This window comes from Pseudomonas sp. LBUM1678 (assembly GCF_059695575.1).
Genome location: NZ_CP166775.1, coordinates 1,232,549 through 1,254,561 on the forward strand (window position 1 = coordinate 1,232,549; position 22,013 = coordinate 1,254,561).

19 protein-coding genes are annotated in these 22,013 nt (G+C 59.0%); 3 read left to right on the forward strand and 16 right to left on the reverse strand.

Going from position 1 to position 22,013, the window contains the following annotated elements:
• Positions 1-31 precede the first annotated feature (31 nt).
• Complete coding sequence (locus ACA070_RS05410) at positions 32-1,378, forward strand: Fic family protein (protein WP_497450334.1); 1,347 nt, start codon at positions 32-34, stop codon at positions 1,376-1,378.
• Between the two features lie 180 nt (positions 1,379-1,558).
• Here ACA070_RS05410 and ACA070_RS05415 read toward each other — a convergent pair whose 3' ends face one another.
• From ACA070_RS05415 to plsB, 5 genes are all read right to left on the reverse strand, one after another.
• Positions 1,559-2,248 (reverse strand): DUF4197 domain-containing protein, encoded by a 690-nt coding sequence (locus tag ACA070_RS05415; RefSeq protein WP_497450335.1) that lies wholly within the window; start codon positions 2,246-2,248, stop codon positions 1,559-1,561.
• A 27-nt stretch (positions 2,249-2,275) separates the two neighbouring features.
• Positions 2,276-2,674, reverse strand: coding sequence for a YbaY family lipoprotein (locus ACA070_RS05420; protein WP_497450336.1), 399 nt, complete (start codon positions 2,672-2,674; stop codon positions 2,276-2,278).
• Positions 2,675-2,750: 76 nt separating this feature from the next.
• Entirely contained in the window at positions 2,751-3,116 is a 366-nt protein-coding gene (locus tag ACA070_RS05425; RefSeq protein WP_497450337.1) for a YbaY family lipoprotein, read from the reverse strand.
• Between the two features lie 153 nt (positions 3,117-3,269).
• Positions 3,270-3,866, reverse strand: a complete 597-nt coding sequence (locus ACA070_RS05430) for a hypothetical protein (RefSeq protein ID WP_497450338.1) — start codon at positions 3,864-3,866, stop codon at positions 3,270-3,272.
• Positions 3,867-3,975: 109 nt separating this feature from the next.
• The gene (gene plsB / locus ACA070_RS05435) at positions 3,976-6,459 is read right to left on the reverse strand and encodes a glycerol-3-phosphate 1-O-acyltransferase PlsB (RefSeq protein WP_497450339.1); all 2,484 of its coding nucleotides are present in this window, start codon (positions 6,457-6,459) and stop codon (positions 3,976-3,978) included.
• Between the two features lie 235 nt (positions 6,460-6,694).
• Here plsB and ACA070_RS05440 point away from each other — a divergent pair, with 235 nt between their 5' ends.
• Positions 6,695-6,904: a cold-shock protein gene (locus ACA070_RS05440; RefSeq protein WP_042557861.1), complete on the forward strand. Its 210-nt coding sequence runs from the start codon at positions 6,695-6,697 to the stop codon at positions 6,902-6,904.
• 118 nt (positions 6,905-7,022) lie between these two features.
• On the opposite strand, the gene ACA070_RS05445 is transcribed toward ACA070_RS05440, so the two are convergent.
• The 4 genes from ACA070_RS05445 to ACA070_RS05460 form a co-directional block, all read right to left on the reverse strand.
• Entirely contained in the window at positions 7,023-7,400 is a 378-nt protein-coding gene (locus tag ACA070_RS05445; protein ID WP_497450340.1) for a hypothetical protein, read from the reverse strand.
• Positions 7,401-7,475: 75 nt separating this feature from the next.
• Positions 7,476-8,285 carry a putative RNA methyltransferase gene (locus tag ACA070_RS05450; protein WP_497450341.1) on the reverse strand — a complete coding sequence of 270 codons (810 nt, stop codon included), beginning with the start codon at positions 8,283-8,285 and terminating at the stop codon, positions 7,476-7,478.
• Positions 8,285-9,436 carry a succinyl-diaminopimelate desuccinylase gene (gene dapE, locus ACA070_RS05455; protein WP_497450342.1) on the reverse strand — a complete coding sequence of 384 codons (1,152 nt, stop codon included), beginning with the start codon at positions 9,434-9,436 and terminating at the stop codon, positions 8,285-8,287. The genes ACA070_RS05450 and dapE overlap by 1 nt, the downstream gene beginning before the upstream one ends.
• A 220-nt stretch (positions 9,437-9,656) precedes the next feature.
• Positions 9,657-12,248: a glycosyltransferase gene (locus ACA070_RS05460; protein WP_497450343.1), complete on the reverse strand. Its 2,592-nt coding sequence runs from the start codon at positions 12,246-12,248 to the stop codon at positions 9,657-9,659.
• Positions 12,249-12,466: 218 nt separating this feature from the next.
• Here ACA070_RS05460 and tcdA point away from each other — a divergent pair, with 218 nt between their 5' ends.
• A complete protein-coding gene (tcdA, locus tag ACA070_RS05465; RefSeq protein ID WP_497450344.1) occupies positions 12,467-13,276 on the forward strand; it encodes a tRNA cyclic N6-threonylcarbamoyladenosine(37) synthase TcdA in 810 nt (269 codons plus the stop codon).
• A gap of 102 nt (positions 13,277-13,378) precedes the next feature.
• On the opposite strand, the gene ACA070_RS05470 is transcribed toward tcdA, so the two are convergent.
• The 7 genes from ACA070_RS05470 to ACA070_RS05500 all read right to left on the reverse strand — a co-directional run bounded on the left by ACA070_RS05470 (position 13,379) and on the right by ACA070_RS05500 (position 21,997).
• Entirely contained in the window at positions 13,379-13,783 is a 405-nt protein-coding gene (locus ACA070_RS05470; protein WP_497450345.1) for a SufE family protein, read from the reverse strand.
• Positions 13,780-14,985 carry an aminotransferase class V-fold PLP-dependent enzyme gene (locus tag ACA070_RS05475; protein WP_497450346.1) on the reverse strand — a complete coding sequence of 402 codons (1,206 nt, stop codon included), beginning with the start codon at positions 14,983-14,985 and terminating at the stop codon, positions 13,780-13,782. The genes ACA070_RS05470 and ACA070_RS05475 overlap by 4 nt, the downstream gene beginning before the upstream one ends.
• Positions 14,986-15,171: 186 nt before the next feature.
• The gene (gene dapD / locus ACA070_RS05480; protein WP_200667793.1) at positions 15,172-16,206 is read right to left on the reverse strand and encodes a 2,3,4,5-tetrahydropyridine-2,6-dicarboxylate N-succinyltransferase; all 1,035 of its coding nucleotides are present in this window, start codon (positions 16,204-16,206) and stop codon (positions 15,172-15,174) included.
• A 33-nt stretch (positions 16,207-16,239) separates the two neighbouring features.
• Positions 16,240-16,548 (reverse strand): arsenate reductase, encoded by a 309-nt coding sequence (locus ACA070_RS05485; protein WP_497451916.1) that lies wholly within the window; start codon positions 16,546-16,548, stop codon positions 16,240-16,242.
• 467 nt (positions 16,549-17,015) lie between these two features.
• On the reverse strand, positions 17,016-17,666 hold the full coding sequence (locus ACA070_RS05490; protein ID WP_497450347.1) for a zinc metalloprotease: 651 nt from the start codon (positions 17,664-17,666) through the stop codon (positions 17,016-17,018).
• A gap of 372 nt (positions 17,667-18,038) precedes the next feature.
• Positions 18,039-19,238 (reverse strand): succinyldiaminopimelate transaminase, encoded by a 1,200-nt coding sequence (dapC, locus tag ACA070_RS05495; protein WP_497450348.1) that lies wholly within the window; start codon positions 19,236-19,238, stop codon positions 18,039-18,041.
• 56 nt (positions 19,239-19,294) lie between these two features.
• The gene (locus ACA070_RS05500) at positions 19,295-21,997 is read right to left on the reverse strand and encodes a [protein-PII] uridylyltransferase (protein WP_497450349.1); all 2,703 of its coding nucleotides are present in this window, start codon (positions 21,995-21,997) and stop codon (positions 19,295-19,297) included.
• Positions 21,998-22,013 lie beyond the last annotated feature (16 nt).

The window sequence follows — 22,013 nt, forward strand, 5'->3', positions numbered from 1 at the left end:
CTCAGTTTAATGAGCTTTTGAGACAGCAATCATGAAAAAACCACCCTTGTTCGAGGGGAGGTCCGACCCGGTGTTTGAGCTGTTGGCGCAGTCGCCCCACAAAGAGCGCCTTACGGATTATCTCGCCTTGCTAAAGCCTCTGGATGATCAGGGGCGTTACCTTCCATTCCACGAATTACGCTACCGCTGGGCGCCAGGAATGGACTCGAGTCTTTGCTGGGCGTTGGTGAAGAAAGCCCGGACCGCACAGTATTCAAGTCTCCTGCCATTGGGCGAGCCCGTTCAGTGGGGCAACTTCGTGCTGACCCCGTTGGCGCAAAAAGCAATTTCGGCGGTAGACCGGCAGGCCACGACAGCCGCGTTGGAATACATGACCAGCCGGATCGGTGAGCATGCGCATTTCAGCTATCTGCTCAACGACCTGATCGAAGACGAAGCCATCAGCAGCAGTCAGCTTGAAGGTGCGGCAACCACCACGCGAGTGGCCAAGGACATGCTCAAGCGCAAGCGTCTGCCGCGCACGCCGGATGAGCGAATGGTGGTGGGCAATTACAAGATGATGAATTTTGCCTGGGAACAGCGCTACGAACCTCTGAGCGTCCAACTGATAACGGCGATGCACCGCGTCGGTGTCGAGGGGATTGACGATGCTCAGTATTCGCCTGGGGAATTCAGGGCCAACGACGATGTGGTGGTGCAGGACGGGGAGGGGAACACCGTTCATACGCCGCCACCTGCCGTGGGTCTGGTTTCGCGATTGCGGACATTGTCGGAATGGATCAACCAGTCACACGACGATCCAGAGCGAGCGGACTATCTGCATCCGATGATTAAAGGCATCGCGCTGCATTTTGCGCTGGGCTATGAGCATCCTTTCCGTGACGGAAACGGGCGAGTCGCGCGGGCGCTGTTTTACTGGTTCATGTTCAAGAATGATTTCTCTGCGTTTCGCTATATAGCGATCAGCATTTTGCTGCGTAATGCGCCGGTGAAATATGGGCGATCCTATTTGAATACCGAGGCGGATGATCTGGACCTGACTTATTTCATCGACTTTCAGTGTTCAGTGATTCTGCGTGCTGTCAGTGGTTTTGCCGAGGCGTATCGGAAAAGTCTGGCGTATACGGAACGCTTTGATCGCTGGCTGACAGAATCCGGATTTTTCGATCAGCTGACCGAGAAGCAGCGCGCCGTTTACCAAGTGGCCAAGAGTGGGATGGCGAAAGAGTTCACGGCGGTCAATGTGAAAGAGAACCTGGACTGCTCATACAACACCGCGTCAGCCACGTTGAATGGGCTGGTGGAGTTGAATGTGTTTGAGAAGAGAAAGATGGGACGTGAATGGGTGTTCTTTCTGCGTGCAGCATCGACTGCTTGACCCATTGTGGGAGCTGGCTCACTCCCACAGTTGATCTTCTGCGACTACAGTATTTGCGTAGGACAGTGAACCATTGTGGGAGCGAGCCTGCTCGCGATGGCGTCCTGTCAGGCGATACATTATCCAACTGGACGACCGTTTTCGCGAGCAAGCCCGCTCCCACAGGATCGGTGTTAAGGCTTAGAGGGTACCGAAGACCTTCTTCGCCAAACTCGTCGCCGCCGCCGCAGGGTTCTGGCGGATGGTTTCTTCCTGTTTGCCGATCATTTCGAACAAACCGTTCAGAGCCTGCTCGGTGACGTAGCTTTCGATGTTGGCGTTCTTGGTATCCAGCACACCCAGGGTCGCTGCCTGGCCCGCGAACGTGTTGTATTGCTTGGCCAGGCCAACCTGGTCGGTGGCTTGCTTGACGATCGGCAGGAACTTGGCGCGAATCTGTTCGCGGCTGGTTTTGCTCAGGTACTGAGTGGCCGAGTCGTTACCGCCGCTGAGAATCCCTTTGGCGTCCTCGACGCTCATCTTCTTCACGGCGTCCACCAGGATTGGCTGGGCCTGGGTCACAGCGGTTTCAGCTGCTTTGTTCATGCTGGTTTCCAGCTGAGTGACCTGATCACCCATGCCGAACTGTTTCATTTTGCTGGCGACTTTGCCCAGTTTGCCTGGCAGTTCGATTTTCACGTCCGGGTTGTTGCTGAAGCCGCCCGGCGTGCCAAGTTGTTTGACGGCCAGTTGCGCGCCTTGGGTCAGGGCATCCTTGAGGCCGCCGGTAGCGTCTTTTTGTGACAGGTCACTGAGCGACAGCGCCAGCGCGCTGGCGGAGATCATCAAGCCTGCGCAGAGGCCGGCGAAGCGTAGGGTAGGGCGGAACATGGCAGCTTCCTTGTACGAAAGAGGAGTTTAGCGGACGGCGTCAACGCGGATTTTAAGTGGCTGCGGGTCGCGGCCATCAAGCTGTACGGCGTGGTGTTCGGTGGTGATGAACATCAGTTTGCCGTCGACTTCAATACGCGCGCTGACCGAATAACGATGGCCGGGTTTGACCTGGGCCGGATCGTAACTCAGATGAAACGGCAGCGGCACCTGGCCTTTGACCAGGCCTGTCTGTTCGTCGAGGACAACGGCGGGCGCGTCGGCAAGGGACACGTCCTGCAGGCTGACGCTCAAGGTGGCGTTCGGCGGCAGGGCGATGCGTTGCAGGTAGAAGACTTCACCATCGAGGCTGGTTTTTGCGGCAGGTTGCATGGTTTGGCAGGCACTGAGTAAAGCAGCCAGTCCCAGAAGCGAGCGTTTTTTCATGAATCGAATCCCTGTCATTGGCGCCCGAAGAAGACCGGCGCCAACGACAATTTAACGGATTTATTCAGCTGAAGGCTTAGAAGTTACCGTCCGGTTTTGTACGAACATTGCGGACAATTACGTCCTCAGGGCGCAGGTGATCGACACCCAACTGCACCGCGTGGTCTTTAGTGGTCGCGAAGATCACTTGTTCGGTGGTTTCGATCCGTGCACGGATTGCATAGCGGTGGTCAGGCAGGACATCGGTATTCTTGTACAGCAAGGTAAAGTCCAACCCTGTTGTTTCTGCGTGAGGGATGACTTGCTGGGCGAGCTCTTTGGCGGGGGCATCCGCTGAAGTGACATCCAGCAGGCTGACGTGAAGTGTCGAATTTGTGGGTAACTGAACTCTTAGTAGATAGTGCACGGTGCCGCTGATACTTTTTTCGTATTCGTTGCTCATTTTGATTTCCTTATCAAATGCATCGTCGTAAATCACGAGCCGTCAGCATATAGCCGAGCGCAACGAACGCTATGTAGGGCATTTCCTGACTTGCTGAGCGAATCGGCAGCAAGATAGATAACGAGCAACGAAGGGTAACTTGTCGAGCTTCTTTCAGGTCGTGATAAAGGGCTTCAATACAACGGATTCCGGATAGACCGCTATTGGATTCCGGTATTCGTTTTCGGTGGCGGTCAGGGTATAGCGTTTGCCGGGGACGACAGTGGCTGGGTCGTACTCCAGATAAAATGCCTCCGCCATTTTTTCGCTGATATGTATCTGAGTGACGCGTGCATGGGTGTCGTCGTGCTCGTGGGCGGCAACGGTGACGGCGTGTTCGGGTTCGACCGGTCGAGGCGCTTGCGCCTGGATAAAGAGGCGGCCGATCGGGCTCAGATGCAAGGTTTGTCGGTGCGGTGCACGGTGGACAATCACAAAGTAGTCCAGATCAATCAACAGCGGAACGCCGTTATGGGTCATGTTGATCGTCACAAGGTATTTGACGCTGACATCGGAATAGTTGTGCGCAAATGAAAAGTTCCAGCGCCGACTGCGTAGTATAGGTTCACGGGATTGCGCTACGATGACGGGAGGAGAAGTGTTGGCAGTTTGAACGTTTATACAGGTTTCGCCATCACTTGGAGGCAGAAAGTCTTCAGGCAAACTAAAAGTGAGGGTGATGTATTGGTTTGTGTCTTCCAATGGGTTCATTGCGATATCCGTATCTGGATTAAATGGGTCTCTATTAATCCATAACTGACCGATTATAAGAACATCCTTGTTCTTATAGTCATTGTCAGAAAGTTACGGGCGACTTCAACTAAGCCTGATCCGCCGCATCTTCACTGCGATGCAATGCCACCTGACGGATCGACAAACGGATCTCCGCCGGCAACACCCGTTTGGCCGCACCTTCCGCCAGTTCACCCAGCAGTTCGTGGTAACTCAGCTTGCCGGCCTCGTCGCGCTTGAGCACGTCGAGGTCCAGCAGGGTTTGAATGAAGTGCCGGAACAGGCTCTTGTCGAAAAACTCCGGGGCGTTCAGCCCGTGCAGGATCGACAGGCGCTGGGCCATGACGGTGCACAGGTCTTCCAGTTCTTCGGCGCTGATGCTGTTCTGGCCGCTGTTGAGCAGCAGGGATACGGTCATGTAGAAGCGTTGCAGGGTTTGGGCAATGCTCTTCGACAACAAGGTCAGCAATACGAAATGCCGCGAGCTTGGCGCCGGGCGCAAGTAGACGTCGTTCTCGAAACGCAACAACCCTTGCTCGACGAACGCTTCGAGCCATTGATCGATCACGCCATCCAGCTCGTCCAGCGTCCAGCGAATGAACAATTCCGATTGCAGGTACGGATACAGCGCGCGGGCGTAGCGCAGGATCTGTTCGCGGCTCATGCGCGAGGCACTCTGGAAGAAACTCGCGAGCAGCGCCGGCAGGGCGAAGATGTGCAGCACGTTGTTGCGGTAGTAGGTCATGAGGACGGCGTTCTGCTCGTCCAGATACAGAATCTTGCCCAGGGCGTCGCTCTGTTCGGACAGCAGGTCCATGTCCTTCACATGCTCGATCAGCGCCCGGCCATCACCTTCCGGCAGCGTGGTGTGCGGCGAGTACGGCACCTTGCGCAACAGCGCCAGATACAAATCAAGCACCCGCGCCATGGCGCGATCATCCAGCGCCAGGCGGCTGGTGGACAGCAATGCCAACGCCACCAGGTTGACCGGGTTGATCGCCGCCGCTTCGTTCAGGTGTTGTGCGACTTTCTCGCCAAGACGGTTGGTGGTTTCGTTGAGCCAGGCCGGTTTGAACTGCGGGCCGAGTTCCTGTTTACGCCAGTCAGGTTGTTCGCTGTCGAGGAATTCCGCGAGTTTGATCGGCTCACCGAAGTTCACCGCCACCTGGCCGAATCGCTGCTTGAGCGCGCCGATGACTTTGAAAATATCGAAGATCGATTCTTTCTTCTTGCTCGCGCCGCGCAGTTCGCCGAGGTAGGTCCGGCCTTCCAGTACACGCTCATAACCGATGTACACCGGGATGAACACGATGGGCATGCGCGACGAACGCAGGAAGCTACGCAGGGTAATCGCCAGCATCCCGGTTTTCGGTTGCAGCATGCGCCCGGTGCGCGAACGGCCGCCCTCGACGAAGTACTCGACCGGGAAACCTTTGGTGAACAGGGTGTGCAGGTATTCGTTGAACACCGAGGTGTACAGCGGGTTGCCCTTGAAGGTACGACGCATGAAGAACGCGCCGCCGCGACGTAGCAGGCCGCCAATGCCCGGCATGTTGAGGTTGATCCCGGCGGCAATGTGCGGCGGGGTCAAGCCGTTGCGAAACAGCAGATAGGACAGCAGCAGGTAGTCGATATGGCTGCGGTGGCACGGCACATAGATCACTTCGTAACCCGGGGCGACCTTCTGCACGCCTTCGATGTTGTTGACCTTGATGCCGTCGTAGATCTTGTTCCAGAACCAGCTCAGCACCACTTCCATAAAGCGGATCGCGGTGTAGGTGTAGTCCGAGGCGATCTCATTGCCGTAACGCAGGGCCTGGGCCTTGGCTTTCTCCGGGGAGATGTTTTCGCGCTCGGCTTCATCGAGGATCGCTTGCTTGACCAGCGGCTGATTGAGCAGGCCTTTGACCAGGTTGCGACGGTGGGAAATGTCCGGGCCGATCACTGCGGCCTTGAGGTTGCGGAAGTGCACGCGCAGGATCCGCTGGGCCATGCGCACGGTGCGCTCGTGGCCTTTGTTGTGGTCGATCAGCTCGCGCAAGTGAATCGGCGCCGAGAACTGCACGCGGGTCTTGCGTCCCAGCACGATGATGCTCAGCAATCGACGCAGACGCCCGGTCACGGCCCAGCTGTCGGCGAACAGCAATTTCCACGGGCTCGATTCGCTGTCGGGCGACTGGCCCCAGAACACGCTGACCGGAATGATCTGCGCGTCTTCGGCGGCGTTCTGGCTCAGGGCACTGACCAGACGGGTCAGGGTCGGCGGCGCACCGCGTTTGTCCTGACGGCCGAGCCAGTCGGGCTCCGGCGTCAGGTAGAAAAATGCGGCCGGTTCCACCAGGTTACCCACTGACACTGGCAGCACCGGACGGGGCAGGCCGGCCTTGCTGCATTCGGTGTCGACCACGGCAAGGTCGGTCAGCGAAGGGTTTTGCAGGACGTAGAACACCGGACGACTGCGGTCGAGGTTGAGGGTGAACGACGACTGGTTGATCGTCTCCGAGCGAACCCAGAGATAGAGCAGTCGGCGCAGGGTGCCAAACACAAGACGGCGGAACGGGGAACGGGTCATACGGCTTCTGCGTGAGTGAATAAAACCGAGCGTTTGCTCGGGCGGCCGATAGTGTGCCGTATTCACTGAAAATCGGCAAAAAAGCACACAAGTAAACTCCAGTTGAGAGTTCTAGCGCCTGACATATACTCGGCGTGCCCGCACTGGCCAGACAGTGGCACCTATCAGTGCAAGCAATGTTCCCGAGGCTTTCCTGCGAAAAGCCCGATCAATAATAAGAAAGGAGTATGAACAGATGGCAACGCGCGAAACCGGCAATGTGAAGTGGTTCAACGACGCCAAGGGTTATGGCTTTATTCAGCGTGACGACGGGGTGGACGTGTTCGTGCATTACCGCGCGATCCGCGGCGAGGGGCATCGCTCGCTGGCTGAAGGTCAACAGGTTGAATACGCCGTGGTGACGGGCGAGAAGGGGTTGCAGGCCGAAGACGTTGTAGGGTTGTAAACCCACTCCTGGTCTCACATATGACCTGTAGGAGCGAGGCTTGCCCGCGAAGGCGTCATTACTGGCGCTAAAAGCTTCGCGGGCAAGCCTCGCTCCTACGGGTTTGCGGTGTGAAGTGTTAAACCGTTTTCCAGGTGATCTCTTCTTCACCATCGGCGCTGATGCGCATCCAGCGATCCGCTGTTTCTTCGCCTTCTTCTTCAACCCAGGTGCCCGGTGCGCAACGCACCTCGACATTCAGCGCGGCAAAGGCTGCGCGGGCGCAGGCGATGTCGTCGTCCCACGGGGTCTGGTCGCTTTCCAGGTACAGGCTGTTCCATTTGCCCACGGCTTTCGGTAGCCAGGTCACGAGCACATTGCCGGCCTTACACTTGAAGGTCTGGCCCTTCTGAACCCAGTCGCTGCACGGGCCGATAGCGGCGCCGAGCCAGGCCGCGATGGCCTTGTAGTCGACGTCGGCGTCTTTCAGGTAAATCTCGATATCGGGTTGGCGCATGGATGTCCTCACTGCGTGTCTGAAAAATCCATTCGCGGATTTAGCCGGCCTCGAGCCGTTGCTCGAAATCAAAAATTATTGAAGTACGAAATAATCGTAGCGCATCGAAACGGTGACCTCTAACGGCTCGGTCTGCTCGATGACCGCCGTCCGGCGCTCAGCACTGGCGCGCCAGCCGTGAGGCGTCATGGCCAGCAGGTTGGCGCGATCCTGACCCTTTGAAAGCGTCAGTTTGAACTCCAGGGTTTCGCTGTGTTGCAGCGCCATGCCTTCCGGCACCAAAGCCAGGTGCTTGTCGTCGGTGTACTCACGGACTTCGTCGTACAGCCGCTCGCGCAATTCCATCAGATGGCCGCTGGTCGGCCCGACTTTCATCAAACCGCCGCCAGGGCTGAGCAGGCGCTTGGCCTCCTCCCAATCCAGCGGACTGAAGACGCTGGCGAGAAACTGGCAGCTACCCGAGGCCAACGGCACCCGCGCCATGCTGGCGATCAACCAGGTCAACTGCGGGTTGCGTTTGCAGGCGCGTTTGACCGCTTCCCGGGAGATGTCCAGCGCGTAACCGTCAGCATTCGGCAAGGCCTCGGCGATTTGCGCAGTGTAGTAACCCTCGCCACAACCGATGTCCAGCCAGCGCTGGGGCGCGGATTGCGCGGCCAGTTCAGCCAGGCGCTTGGCCACCGGCGCGTAATGGCCGGCGTTCAAGAAGTCGCGACGGGCTTCGACCATGGCGAGGTTATCCCCAGGGTCGCGACTGTTCTTGTGCTGCACCGGCAGCAGGTTCAGGTAACCCTGCCGCGCACGGTCGAAACGATGCCCGGCGGGGCAGGCCACGCCGTTGTCCACCGCGTTCAGCGGTTCGCTGCAGATCGGGCAAGCGAGCATCAGGCGAGCAACTTGATCAGGGTCTGGTAGTAGATTTCGGTCAGCACGTCGAGGTCGGCAGCGAGTACACGCTCGTTGACCTGATGGATCGTCGCGTTGACCGGGCCCAGTTCAACCACTTGCGTGCCCATGGTCGCGATAAAGCGCCCGTCGGAGGTCCCGCCACTGGTAGATGCCTTGGTTTCACGGCCGGTGATGTCTTTGATGCTCGACGCCACGGCATCCAGCAACGCACCCGGCTCGGTCAGGAACGGCAAACCGGACAGCGCCCAGTCGATGTGCCAGTCCAGGCCATGTTTGTCGAGGATGTCGGCGACGCGCTTTTGCAGGCCTTCGACGGTGGACTCGGTGGAGAAGCGGAAGTTGAACACCGCCACCAGGTCGCCCGGAATCACGTTGGTCGCGCCGGTGCCGGAATTGACGTTGGAAATCTGGAAACTGGTCGGCGGGAAGAAGTCGTTGCCGTGGTCCCAATGCTCGGCGGCCAGTTCGGCCAGGGCCGGGGCGGCGAGGTGGATCGGGTTCTTCGCCAGGTGCGGATACGCCACGTGACCCTGCACGCCGCGCACGGTCAGCTTGGCACCGAGGGAACCGCGACGGCCGTTCTTGACCACGTCACCCACCAGCGTGGTGCTCGACGGTTCACCAACGATGCACCAGTCCAGGCGCTCTTTGCGTGCGACGAGGCGTTCGATCACCGCCTTGGTACCGTGGTGTGCCGGGCCTTCTTCGTCGCTGGTGATCAGGAAAGCGACCTTGCCCTTGTGGTCTGGGTAGTCGGCGACAAAGCGCTCGGCGGCCACGGTCATGGAGGCGAGGCTGCCTTTCATGTCGGCCGCGCCACGACCGCAGAGCATGCCGTGTTCGTCGATCAGCGCGTTGAACGGGTCGATCTGCCAGGCGGACACCGGGCCGGTCGGCACCACGTCGGTGTGACCGGCGAAGCACAGCACCGGGCCGTCGTGTTTGCCGTGGGTCGCCCAGAAGTTATCCACATCTTCGATGCGCATCGGTTCCAGGGTGAAACCGGCATCGCCCAGGCGCTGCATCATCTGCTTCTGGCAATCGGCGTCGACCGGCGTCACGGACGGACGGCGGATCAGGTCGATGGCGAGTTGAAGGGTCGGCGAAAGGTCGGCGTGGGCCGTCATGGAAAACTCCGGAAAACTTGAATATGGGCGCGGACTAAATGTGGGAGCCAGCCTGCTGGCGATGGCGGTGTGGCAGTCAACATAAACGTTGATTGTTACATTGCCATCGCCAGCAGGCTGGCTCCCACAGGGATGGATATCACGCCAAGCCCTGCAAAATGGCGGTTATCTTAAAGCAAAACGGCGACCATTGGCCGCCGTTTAGTGCATCTGCGCAGATTTAGACTGCCGGTGCCGTTTCGGCCTCAGGTGCCGGTTTCGGCAGCGAAGACAGGAACGCCATGATCAGCGCCGCCAGGTACGGCAGCGACTGCACCAGCAACATGGTCACCCAGAAGCGCATGTCGTTGCTCGGCATGCCGTTCACCAGGTAAATCCCCAGCGCCGCGCCCCACAACAGCAGCATGATGAACACTTCTTCGCGCGCCTCCGAAATCGCCACCCAGAAGCCGTGGTTATCGGCGTTCTTGGGTGTGCGGAAAAACGGAATGCTGCTGGTGAAGAAGCCGTACAGCACTGCTTTGGCGATGGTGTGCGACAACGCCAGCCCGGCCAGTGCCGCGCAGAACGCATCTTTCAGGTTGACCCCCACCGCACGACGGTACAGGAAGATGATCTTGCCCACCTTGAACACGAACAGCGCCAATGGCGGGATCGCGAAAATCAGCAACGGCGGATCGACCCGCTGCGGCACGATGATCATCGCCGCCGACCACAACAACGCGCCCACGGTGAAGAAGATGTTCATGCCGTCCGCCACCCACGGCAACCAGCCCGCGAGGAAGTGGTAACGCTGGCCTCGGGTCAGCTCGGTGCCCTTGCCGCGCAGCAGGCTGGTGGTGTGACGCTTGATGATCTGAATCGCGCCATAGGCCCAGCGGAAACGCTGTTTCTTGAAGTCGATAAAGGTATCGGGCATCAGGCCTTTGCCGTAGCTGGTGTGGTAATACGCCGCCGACAGACCTTTTTCGAACACGCGCAGACCCAACTCGGCGTCTTCACAAATGCACCAGTCGGCCCAGCCCAATTCCTCGAGCACCGAACGCCGGGTCATGGTCATGGTGCCGTGCTGGATGATCGCGTCACGGTCGTTGCGGGTGACCATGCCGATGTGGAAGAAGCCTTTGTATTCCGCGTAGCAAAGCTTCTTGAAGGTGCTTTCGTTCTGATCGCGGTAATCCTGTGGCGACTGCACCACAGCGATTTTCGGGTCGGCGAAGTGCGGCACCATGTGCTTGAGCCAGTTCGGGTCGACGCAGTAGTCCGAATCGATCACCGCAATCACTTCGGCATCCTTGGCGGTGTGCGGAATCAGGTAATTCAGCGCGCCACCCTTGAAGCCGGCCAGCGGCGCGACGTGGAAGAACTTGAAGCGCGGGCCCAGCGTTTCGCAATAAGCCTGCACCGGTTCCCAGACCGCCGGGTCCTTGGTGTTGTTGTCGATGATCAGAACTTCGAAGTCCGGATAGTCGAGGTTGGCCAAGGCATTGAGGGTCTGTTTGACCATCTCCGGCGGCTCGTTGTAGCAAGGGACGTGAATCGAGACTTTTGGTCGGTAGTCCGAATCGCCCACCACCGGCAGGAATTCGCGCCGACGCTTGTGGGTCCAGACCGCTTCGGCCAGTTCATGGGCCTCGGTCAGCAGCACGATAAAGACCCCGAGTGCGCCAAGGGCGAGGAGGAAGCCCACCGTCAGGCTAAACCAGGTGCTGTATTGCAGGCTGTAGTCGTAACCGATCCATACCAGCACCGAACCGCAAAGGAACGCGATGAAGGTCAGAAAGGTACGGCCGCGTTGACGCAGGGCCGAGCCGTCGATCATCAGCAGGGTCAGGGACAGCAGCGCCAGGACCACCGAACCGACCGCCAGCACGCGCCATTGCGGGATCGCGACGACCGGGCCTTCGAAGTTGAATTTCTGCTGGCGCGCGGCGTTGAAAACGCCCCAGTAAGCGCCCACCGAACCTTCGTCACTGGCCTTCCACGGTTGGTCAAACGCTTCGATCACGAAGTAGTTGAAACCCTGGCGGTTGAGCTTGTTGACCAGCGTGCGCAGGTAAATCGCCTGATCCGCGGGCGATGCATCGGCGCCACCGCGCATGCGGCCATTGCTCGGCCAGCCGACTTCCGACAGCAACAGCGGCTTTTTCGGGAACATCTTTTTCAAGTCACGGGCACGGTCGAGTACGAACTGCCCGGATTGCTCCATCGGCACATGTTCCCAGTACGGCAGGACGTGGGCGGCGATCAGGTCGACGTGCTTGGCCAGGCTCGGGTTTTCTTCCCAGACGTGCCATTGCTCGGACGTGGTTACCGGCACTTTCACCGCCGCGCGGACGCGATCCAGAATGATGCTGAGTTCTGCGGCGGTAATTTCCTTACGGAATATCGCCTCGTTGCCTACAACCACGCGAACCACACTGCGGGAGGTGTTGGCGAGTTCGATGGCGCGCAGGATTTCACGCTCGTTGCGCTCCTCGTCCGGGCTGATCCAGATACCGAGGGTGACCCGCAGACCGAATTCTTCCGCCAGTTTGGGAATGTCTCCCAGGGAACCGTCGACCGAGTAAGTACGGATGTTGTCCGTCAGCTTGCTCATGATCTCCAGGTCGCGACGCATTTCATCGTCGGTCGGGTACTGCTCTTTTTGTGGGTACTGACCCTGCTGGAACGGCGAGTACGAAAAGCCGGAGATCTGCTCAGGCCAGTTGGGAGCGGTTACCGGGCGATTGATCAGCGCCCAGAAGCCGGTAAACAAGGCTGCGATGGCGAGCACCACGACCAGGTTGAGTCCAAATTTACGCGATGACATAGTTATTTCTGGTTCCAAAGGCTGTGGAACGAAGGACCGGTCGGCGTGTGCCAAGGGGCGCGCATCCTACACCGGGCATTCCTTGAGCGTATAGCTGACAGGGAAATGCCCTACGTTTGGCAATCCCGTTTCGCATAAGTTCTTTCACTTGTCGCGGTAACTTAGATCTTGTTGCGGTACTAGCCCTATAATGCGCGCCGGTTTTTGGGGTAATGGTCATGAGTACAGAAGATCCGCGGTTTGCAGGCATCGCCCGTTTGTATGGCATCGACGGCCTGGAGCGCCTGCGCGCAGCCCATGTGGCCATTGTCGGCGTCGGTGGCGTCGGTTCCTGGGCGGCGGAAGCCATCGCCCGTTGTGGCGTGGGCGAGATTTCGCTGTTCGACCTCGATGACGTCTGCGTCAGCAATGCCAACCGTCAGTTGCACGCGTTGGACAGCACTGTCGGCAAACCCAAGGTCGAGGTGATGGCCGAGCGTTTACGCGGGATCAACCCGGACTGCACGGTGCACGCCGTGGCGGATTTCGTGACGCGCGAGACCATGGCCGAATACATCACGCCGAACATCGACTGCGTGATCGATTGCATCGACAGCGTGAATGCGAAGGCTGCGCTGATTGCCTGGTGCAAGCGCCGCAAGATCCAGATCATCACCACCGGCGGGGCGGGCGGGCAGATCGACCCGACGCTGATTCAAGTCTGCGATCTGAACCGGACCTTCAATGACCCGTTGGCGTCGAAAGTGCGCTCGACCCTGCGCCGCGATTACGGCTTCTCGCGCACCGTCACCCGTCATTACAGCGTGCCGTGCGTGTTTTCGACCGAACAACTGCGCTACCCGAAGCCGGATGGCAGCATTTGCTTGCAGAAGAGTTTTGTCGGCGATGGCGTGAAGCTCGACTGCGCCGGCGGGTTTGGCGCGGTGATGATGGTGACGGCGACGTTCGGCATGGTCGCGGCGACCAAGGCTGTGGATAAGATTGTGGCAGGGGTTAGGCGCCCGGCAGATCGGGTTAAACCGGCTTGATCTGAAAGGGTTTGGCAGAACCTGTAGGAGCGAGGCTTGCCCGCGAAAGCGGTGTGTCAGGTAAGACGCCTTCGCGGGCAAGCCTCCTCCTACAGAGGGCGGTTAGCCTGCCAACTCATTCATCCGCTGTAGCACGGCATTGAGGCCATTACTGCGCGAAGGCGACAACTGCCGACTCAGCCCCAGCTGATCGAACCACCCTGGCAAATCCACCTGCCGCAACTCATCTGCCGACAACCCGTTAACCCGCGCCAGCAGCAACGCCACCAACCCGCGAATCATCCGCGCATCGCTGCTGGCCGCAAACTGCCAGTGACCATCCTCCAGCGACCCCACCAACCACACCTGGCTTTCACAGCCATGCACGCGGTTGGCGTCTACTTTGTCCACGTCACTCAACGCAGGCAGGCGGTCGCCCCATTGCATCAACAAGCGCGCCCGCTGTTCCCAGCCAGCCGCATCCTCAAAGGTTTGCAGCGCCGTCACCGCATCGGCCGGTAAGCTCATCGTAACAACTCCAGCGCCTGATCCAGCGCTTCAAAGAACCGCTCCAGGTCTTCGGAATCGTTATACAGCGCCAACGACACCCGGATCGCCCCGGCCAGTTCGAAGCTCTTGAGCAATGGCATGGCGCAGTGATGTCCGGCGCGCACGGCGATGCCCTGTTCGGTCAGCAAATGCGCCAGATCAGAGTTATGCACACCCTCGACGACAAAGCTGGCCAGCGCCAGTTGCGGCTTGCCCAACAGTCGAATGCCATTGCGCGCTTCAAGACCCTTTAACAAATAGTCATGCAGCGCCGCTTCATGGGTAGACACGGCGTCCTGATCAAGCCCCGCGAGATAATCCAGCGTTGCCCCCAGACCGATCACACCGGCAATCGGCGGTGTGCCCGCTTCGAAACCCAGTGGCGCGGGGCGAAAGCGTGCGCTGTGGTAATCCGCATCCAGCACCATTTCACCGCCGAACTGCCAATGGCGCAGTTGCTTGAGCGCTTCATGGCGACCGAACAGCACGCCCAAACCGTCTGGGCCATAGAGCTTGTGGCTGGAGAACACATAAAAGTCGCAACCCAGCGCCTGCACGTCATGCCGACCATGCACCACGCCTTGCGCGCCATCGACCACGGTCAACGCGTCGTGCGCCTTGGCCATCGCCAGCAAGGCGGACAACGGCTGCCAGGCGCCGAGCACGTTCGACAGCTGACTGACCGCCAGCAGACGGGTGCGCGGACCGATCAGTTGAGCAGCGGCATCAAGGTCGATCAAACCGCCAGCGTCCAGCGGCAAGATCACCAGTTTCAAGTCGCGACGCAGGGCCAGTTGCTGCCACGGCAGCAGGTTGGCGTGATGCTCCAGGGCGCTGATGACAATCTCATCGCCCGGCGTGAATAAGTGCTCCAGGCCATACGCCAGGAGGTTCAGCGCGGAGGTCGCGCCATGGGTAAAGATGATCTGCCCGCAATCGCCAGCATTCAGCCATTGGGCGACTTTGCTGCGGCTGGCCTCGAACGCCTGGGTGGCATGGGCGCCGGGCAGGTGTTGCGCCCGATGCACGTTGGCCGCGCCATTGGCGTAGTAATGCGCCAGGGCATCCAGCAGGGCTTGAGGTTTTTGCGTGGTGGCGGCGTTGTCCAGATAGGTCTGGTCTTGCCGTTGCAAAGCGGCGATGGCCGGAAAGTCGGCGCGCCAGGGAGAGGGAATCATCATGCTATCGGGCCCTGGTCAACATGGGCGGGTGTACGCCTGACCTTGTGGGAGCGGGCTTGTGTGGCGAGGGAGCTTGCTCCCGCTGGGTCGCGAAGCGGCCCCAAAAGCTTTGCGACTGCTTCGCAGCCGAGCGGGAGCAAGCTCCCTCGCCACACAAGCCCGCTCCCACAGGTGTTTATGTGGCGCTTAGTTGTGAGCGTGCAGCGCTTCGTTCAGTTCGATCGCCGATTTGTGGGTTTTGCATTCCACGGCACCGGTTTCCGAATTACGACGGAACAGCAGATCAGGCTGACCGGCCAGTTCACGGGCCTTCACGACTTTAACCAGCTGATTTTTCTCGTCCAGCAGCGCCACTTTGGTACCCGCGGTCACGTACAGGCCCGACTCAACGGTGTTGCGGTCGCCCAACGGGATGCCGATACCGGCGTTCGCGCCGATCAGGCAGCCTTCGCCGACCTTGATCACGATGTTGCCGCCACCCGACAGGGTGCCCATGGTCGAGCAACCGCCGCCCAGGTCCGAACCCTTGCCGACGAAAACGCCAGCCGACACACGACCTTCGATCATGCCCGGGCCTTCGGTGCCGGCATTGAAGTTGACGAAACCTTCGTGCATGACGGTGGTGCCTTCGCCGACGTAAGCGCCCAGACGAATACGCGCCGCGTCAGCGATACGCACGCCGGCCGGAACTACGTAGTCGGTCATTTTAGGGAACTTGTCTACTGAGAACACTTCCAGCAGTTCGCCGCGCAGACGGGCTTCCAGTTGATGCTCGGCCAGTTCGGCTAGGTCGATGGCGCCCTGGCTGGTCCAGGCCACGTTCGGCAGCAACGGGAACACGCCAGCGAGGTTCAGGCCGTGCGGCTTGACCAGGCGATGGGACAGCAAATGCAGCTTGAGGTAAGCCTCAGGCGTGGAGGTCAGCTGAGCATCTTCGGCCAGAATGGTCGCGACCAGCGGCTTGTGGCTCTCGGCCAGACGGGTCAGCAAGGCAGCCTGTGCAGCGTCGACGCCTTTCAGCGCTTCAGCCAGTTGCGAGGCCTGTGCGGTGCTGAATGCGATGGCCTGATTGCCTTCGGTGTAGCCCAGAACCGGCGCGATGGCCGCGACCAGTTCGGCCGACGGGTTGAGCAGTGGCTGTGCGTAAAACACTTCCAGCCATGCGCCTTGACGGTTTTGAGTGCCGACACCAAAGGCCAGGCTGAACAGAGTAGTGGACATGTTGATACCTCTAACAAAATGGAACGGGCTGCCTTACTGGAGAGCTGCCGCGTAGATATCTGGCTTGAAGCCAATCAGGGTTCGGTCACCGAGATCAAGCACCGGGCGCTTGATCATCGAGGGTTGTGCGAGCATCAGTTCGATGGCTTTCGCTTGGTCGAGATCGGCTTTGCGTTCGTCGTCGAGCTTGCGAAAGGTCGTGCCTGCACGGTTCAACACCACTTGCCAGCCGTGCTCGTCGCACCATTGGGTCAGGTGTTTACGGTCGATTCCGGCCGTCTTGTAATCATGGAAGTCATAGCTGACAGCGTGTTCATCGAGCCAGGTGCGCGCCTTTTTCATGGTGTCGCAGGCTTTGATGCCGAAAAGGTGCAACGTTTTGCTTGAAACGGTCAAGGAATTGCCCCCTTTGCAGGTGCTGGAAATTAAAGGTGACGGATTATGCCATGACCGGACGGTTTCGCGTCGGCTGCGGTTGTCATGTCGTTCAGTCAAACGCAGAACCTGTGGGAGCAAGCTCGCTCCCACAATGATTGCAGTGTGTGTGGGTGATGCGACCTTGGTGCAACGGCCAGCCCGCATTCTAAGCGGCTAATATGGCATTTCAATGCTGTCGATTACCTGGGAGCCGCTGTTGATTGGCTGCAGCGGAATACGCTTGAAAGCGCTACGGACGTAGCGCTTGGCTTTTTAACAACCCGAGCCGTCGGCATCAGATCAGCGATGATGTTTTGCGCGAAGTATTGGGGGAATTTGGTTCAAGCGAAGCAGACTTCGGGCAAGTCAAATAACTCTCCTTTAATGGACGGTTATTCGTTCTCTGCCGGATACGGATAGGCCTTCGCCATGAAGGCTTTGTCTTTTTCACTGAGATCAAAGTTGAGAAATACCCGGAAGTCGCCTTCGGTCCACGATTGGCGGATTTCGTAGTGCATGATCGACTTTCGGTCGTACTCCGAATAAATGCTTGCGTCGGGGGCTGCGCGATCCAGGTACCATTGGTGCAGTCTTTTTCGCGTTACTTTGGCTTGGTAGTCGTCTTCTTCGGGGTTATCGGTTAATCGATGTTCTGCATAGATGGCTGACGTGTTCCAGGGGATGTTTGCTGTCGGGTTGGTCTGCTCATGTTCTGCCCCCAGCATATGGCCGAATTCATGCATTACATTGGCTGCAAAATAACGTGCGTGGGCGGGTGAATGCGGCCAGAGCCTCATTGTCGGCTCATCTGTAGATAACAGTGCGTCTGTGCCGACGTTAGACGAGAACGTTCCTTCCTCGCTAAGTATGCGAATGTCGCCTTCTTTACCTTCGACGAATTCGAACTTTAAATTGATATGCGGCAGCCATTTGTTGGCTGCAGAGATGGTCGCGGCTTTGAACTCCTGGGTGCCATTGAGAAAGGCAATGCGAATAGTGCGGCCGGGAGTCCAGAGTTTGGAAGGGTTTTTCTTGGCCCACATTATTCTGCTACTCCTGGGAAAACCTGAGTAGGGGTGTGCGTTCTGAATGCAAGGTTGCAGGGTGCCTCTAATTCTTCGGACACAGTGATAGAAAAAGTTACTGCGGAATACATGATTTAACTTCCTTGTTTATTAGTGAAGGAGCAGATTTTTCTGCGGAAGTAGAATCTAGTGTTGGTATTGGATTTGGTAAAGGGGAGAGCTTGCGGGATGTGTTACTTGGTGTTGTTAGAGTTGTCGGGTATTGCACTCGGCAAGCAATATGGCTTTATAAAACTTTGGTGTCTTATAATTGAGCAGGGTTGTTTGTATTGAAGTAGGGTACTGGTATTAAAAGTTGCCGTGCCAGATTGACTGGCACGGCTTCATGGATTACTGCTTGCGGGTAATAAACGCACGAATCCGCTTGGCCGCTTCAACACACTCAGCCAACGGCGCAACCAACGCCATACGCACACGACCTGCGCCCGGATTAAAACCGTCCACCTCACGGGACAAATAAGAACCGGGCACCACCGTCACGTGTTCTTCAACAAACAGATCGCGGCAGAACGCCTCGTCGTCGCCTTCAATATTTGGCCACAAATAGAACCCGCCATCCGGACGCTGCACGTCCATTACCGGGCCGAGGATTTCCAGCACTGCATCGTACTTCTCACGGTACAGCGCACGGTTGGCGCGTACGTGCACTTCGTCATTCCACGCGGCGACGCTGGCCAGTTGGGTCTGAACCGGCATCGCGCAGCCGTGGTACGTGCGATAGAGCAGGAAGCCTTTGAGAATGTCGGCGTCGCCGGCCACGAAACCCGAACGCAGGCCAGGCAAGTTGGAGCGCTTGGACAGGCTGTGGAATACCACGCAACGCTTGAAATCCTTGCGGCCCAGTTCGACGCAGGCGCTGAGCAGGCCAGCCGGCGGGGTGTGTTCGTCGAAATACAGTTCGCTGTAGCACTCGTCGGCGGCAATGACGAAATCGTATTCGTCGGCGAGGGCGATCAGTTTTTTCAGGGTATCGACCGGAATCAGCGCACCGGTCGGGTTACCGGGCGAGCACAGGAACAGGATCTGGCAGCGTTTCCAGATGTCCGGCGAAACTGCGTCGAAATCCGGGTTGAAGCCGTTTTCGTCCAGGCATGGCAGGTAGTGCGGCTTGGCTCCGGCGAGGAACGCCGCGCCCTCGTAGATCTGATAGAACGGGTTCGGGCTGACCACCAGTGCGTCTTCGCCACGGTTGACCACAGTCTGGGTGAAAGCAAACAGCGCTTCGCGGGTGCCGTTGACCGGCAGCACGTTGCGCGCCGGGTCGAGCCAGCCGGTCGGGACGCTGAAGCGGCGTTCGCACCACGCGCCGATGGCTTCGCGCAGGGCCGGAATGCCGAGGGTGGTCGGGTACACGGCCATCTGGTCCAGATTGCTTGCCAAGGCTTCGGCGACGAAGCTTGGCGAACGGTGCTTCGGCTCGCCGATGGACAAGGCGATGGCGCGCTTGTCCGGGTTTGGCGTGACGCTGCCGAGCAGGGCGCGGAGCTTCTCGAACGGGTAGGGCTGCAACTGGTTCAGAGCGTTGTTCATGGGGGCCTCTTTCAATGTGGGAGGGAGCCTGCTCCCACAGGGGAAAATTTGTTAACTCAGATACTGAGTCGGGACAATTTGATATCGGGTTCGTTACTGACGGTCAGCTGTTCAACGATCGCATCCTGCAAACGGGTGCACAGCAGCGGGTCGGACAGCGGTTGGTTGTGGGCGTCGGTGATAAAGAACACGTCTTCCACGCGTTCGCCGAGGGTCGCAATCTTGGCGTTCTGCAGCGACAGGTCGAACTCAAGGAAGATCGTGCCGATTCTCGCCAGCAGCCCGGGGCGATCCGGCGCGCTGAGTTCCAGCACCGTCACGGGTCGCTGAGCGTCGTTGTGGATCGTCACCTGTGGCGCAAATGCGAAATGTTTGAGCTGACGCGGCACGCGGCGCTGGATGATGGTCGGGTAGTCATCCGGGTTGTGCAGGGCTTCGGTCAGACCGTCGCGGATCTGTTTGACCCGTGCCGGGTTATCACCGATCGAGTCGCCGTCAGTGTCGAGCACGATGTAGGTGTCGAGGGTGAACTGGCTGCTGGAGGTGATGACCCGGGCGTCGTGAATGTTCAGGTTGAGCTGGTCCATCGCGGCCACGGTCACGGCGAAGAAGTCATGCTGGTCAGGTGCGTAGATGAAGATCTGCGTGCCGCCCTCGAACTCGCGCTGGGTGGTTTCCTTGATCAACACCAGCGGCCCGCCATCGGCCGGTTGCTGGAGGATCGCGTCACTGTGCCAGGCGACGTCGCCGGCGGTGTGACGCAGGAAATAGTCATCGCCCAATTGCGACCACAGCTGTTCTACGTCGTCCGGATCGGTACCGCCGCGCACCAGAATGTCCAGGGCTGCGCTCTGGGTCTGACGGATCTGCATTTCGCGGTCCACCGGGTTTTCCAGGCCGCGGCGCAAGGCACGCTTGGTCTCGGTGTACAACTGGCGCAAGAGGCTGGCTCGCCATGAATTCCAGAGAGTCGGGTTGGTGGCGTTGATGTCGGCAACGGTCAGCACATACAGATAATCGAGACGGGTTTCGTCGGCGACGGCTTGTGCGAAATCGTGGATCACCTGCGGGTCGGACAAGTCCTTGCGCTGGGCGGTGGTCGACATCACCAGGTGGTTCTGCACCAGCCAGACGATCAGGCGGCTGTCCCACACCGGGAGTTGGTGGCGCTGGCAAAAGGCTTCGGCATCCACCGCGCCGATTTCCGAGTGGTCGCCGTGCCGGCCCTTGCCGATGTCGTGGTACAGGCCGGCCAGGTAGATCAGCTCGGGTTTGGGCAGTTTGCCCATGAGCTTGCTGGCCAGCGGGAATTTTTCCGACACCTGGGTGTACTGCAACTTACGCAGGTGCTTGATCAGATTCAGGGTGTGAGCGTCGACCGTATAGATGTGAAACAGATCGTGCTGCATCTGCCCGACAATGAAGCCGAACTCCGGCAAGTAACGCCCGAGGATGCCGTAACGGTTCATCCGGCGCAGGTTGCGGTGGATACCGATCTTGCACTTGAACAGTTCGATGAACAGGCTGGTGTTGCGAATGTCATTGCGAAAATCGTCGTCGATCAGGTGACGGTGCTCACGCAACAGACGAATGGTATCGGCACGCACGCCTTTGATTTCCGGCTGCTGGGCCATCAGCACGAAGATTTCGAGCATGGCGAACGGCGTACGACGGAACACATTGTCGTTGCGCGCCTCGATGTAGCCGTCGTGCAGCTGGAATCGCGAATTGATCGGCTGCGGCGGCGCTTCGTCTTCCGGGGCGAGGATGACTTCCTCGAAGTGCTGGATGATCAGGTCGCTGAGCTGGGCAATGCTCATGACCACCCGGTAATACTGCTGCATGAAGTTTTCGATGGTGTGCTTGGCATCATCGCCTTCGAAACCCAGCAACCCGGCAATCGAGCGCTGGTGGTCGAACAGCAAGCGGTCTTCGGAGCGACCGGCGAGCATGTGCAGCGCATACCTGACCTTCCACAAAAACTCCTGGGACGAGGCCAGCAGGGCGTTTTCGCTTTCGACCAGGAAACCTTCGCCGGCCAGGGCCCGCAGGTTCAGCGTGCCGTATTCGCGGCGGGCCACCCACAGAATCGTCTGAATGTCCCGCAGGCCGCCGGGCGAGCCTTTGACGTTGGGTTCCAGGTTGTATTCGGTGTCGTTGTATTTGTGGTGGCGGGCCTTTTGTTCGGCGCGCTTGGCGAGGAAGAAGTCCTTGCTCGGCCACATGTGCGCGGTGCTGGTGACGTCGAGCATGCGCTGACGCAGGCGCTCGGGGCCGCAGATGGTGCGGCTTTCCATCAGATTGGTGACAACCGTCAGGTCGGCGCGGGCTTCAACGGCGCATTCGTCCACGGAGCGAACGCTCTGGCCGACTTCCAGGCCGATGTCCCACAACAGCGTCAGAAAACGCTCGATGGAATCACGGAAAACTTCGTGATCGGCGCTGTCCAGCAGGATCAGCAGGTCGATGTCGGAACAAGGGTGCAATTCGCCGCGACCGTAGCCGCCGACCGCGACCAGCGCAATGTCGGCGTCTTCGCTCCAGTTGAATTGCTCCCAGGCCTTCTGCAGGATGTTATCGACGAACCAGGCACGATCCTCGATCAACCGGCGAATGTCCCGGCCGCTGCGAAAGCGCCCGTCGAGCACCTCGCGGGCCTGGCGGATCGCCTTCTTGAAGGCCGCGATCGGGCTTGCCTTCAGGGCCAGTTCAGCCTGGAACTGGCCGCGGTCGAAGAGTTCGGGATCCACCTGCGGCATCGATTGGCTTTCCTAT

What these genes read in the sequence shown, in the direction of transcription:
- ACA070_RS05460 (WP_497450343.1), bottom strand. Translation starts at nt 12,248, where the DNA reads ATGTCATCGCGTAAATTTGGACTCAACCTGGTCGTGGTGCTCGCCATC.
- ACA070_RS05410 (WP_497450334.1), top strand. Translation starts at nt 32, where the DNA reads ATGAAAAAACCACCCTTGTTCGAGGGGAGGTCCGACCCGGTGTTTGAG.
- ACA070_RS05415 (WP_497450335.1), bottom strand. Translation starts at nt 2,248, where the DNA reads ATGTTCCGCCCTACCCTACGCTTCGCCGGCCTCTGCGCAGGCTTGATG.
- dapC (WP_497450348.1), bottom strand. Translation starts at nt 19,238, where the DNA reads ATGAACAACGCTCTGAACCAGTTGCAGCCCTACCCGTTCGAGAAGCTC.
- ACA070_RS05420 (WP_497450336.1), bottom strand. Translation starts at nt 2,674, where the DNA reads ATGAAAAAACGCTCGCTTCTGGGACTGGCTGCTTTACTCAGTGCCTGC.
- ACA070_RS05470 (WP_497450345.1), bottom strand. Translation starts at nt 13,783, where the DNA reads ATGAGCTTACCGGCCGATGCGGTGACGGCGCTGCAAACCTTTGAGGAT.
- dapD (WP_200667793.1), bottom strand. Translation starts at nt 16,206, where the DNA reads ATGTCCACTACTCTGTTCAGCCTGGCCTTTGGTGTCGGCACTCAAAAC.
- ACA070_RS05440 (WP_042557861.1), top strand. Translation starts at nt 6,695, where the DNA reads ATGGCAACGCGCGAAACCGGCAATGTGAAGTGGTTCAACGACGCCAAG.
- ACA070_RS05475 (WP_497450346.1), bottom strand. Translation starts at nt 14,985, where the DNA reads ATGATGATTCCCTCTCCCTGGCGCGCCGACTTTCCGGCCATCGCCGCT.
- ACA070_RS05450 (WP_497450341.1), bottom strand. Translation starts at nt 8,285, where the DNA reads ATGCTCGCTTGCCCGATCTGCAGCGAACCGCTGAACGCGGTGGACAAC.
- ACA070_RS05430 (WP_497450338.1), bottom strand. Translation starts at nt 3,866, where the DNA reads ATGAACCCATTGGAAGACACAAACCAATACATCACCCTCACTTTTAGT.
- dapE (WP_497450342.1), bottom strand. Translation starts at nt 9,436, where the DNA reads ATGACGGCCCACGCCGACCTTTCGCCGACCCTTCAACTCGCCATCGAC.
- tcdA (WP_497450344.1), top strand. Translation starts at nt 12,467, where the DNA reads ATGAGTACAGAAGATCCGCGGTTTGCAGGCATCGCCCGTTTGTATGGC.
- ACA070_RS05490 (WP_497450347.1), bottom strand. Translation starts at nt 17,666, where the DNA reads ATGTGGGCCAAGAAAAACCCTTCCAAACTCTGGACTCCCGGCCGCACT.
- ACA070_RS05485 (WP_497451916.1), bottom strand. Translation starts at nt 16,548, where the DNA reads ATGAAAAAGGCGCGCACCTGGCTCGATGAACACGCTGTCAGCTATGAC.
- ACA070_RS05445 (WP_497450340.1), bottom strand. Translation starts at nt 7,400, where the DNA reads ATGCGCCAACCCGATATCGAGATTTACCTGAAAGACGCCGACGTCGAC.
- plsB (WP_497450339.1), bottom strand. Translation starts at nt 6,459, where the DNA reads ATGACCCGTTCCCCGTTCCGCCGTCTTGTGTTTGGCACCCTGCGCCGA.
- ACA070_RS05500 (WP_497450349.1), bottom strand. Translation starts at nt 21,997, where the DNA reads ATGCCGCAGGTGGATCCCGAACTCTTCGACCGCGGCCAGTTCCAGGCT.
- ACA070_RS05425 (WP_497450337.1), bottom strand. Translation starts at nt 3,116, where the DNA reads ATGAGCAACGAATACGAAAAAAGTATCAGCGGCACCGTGCACTATCTA.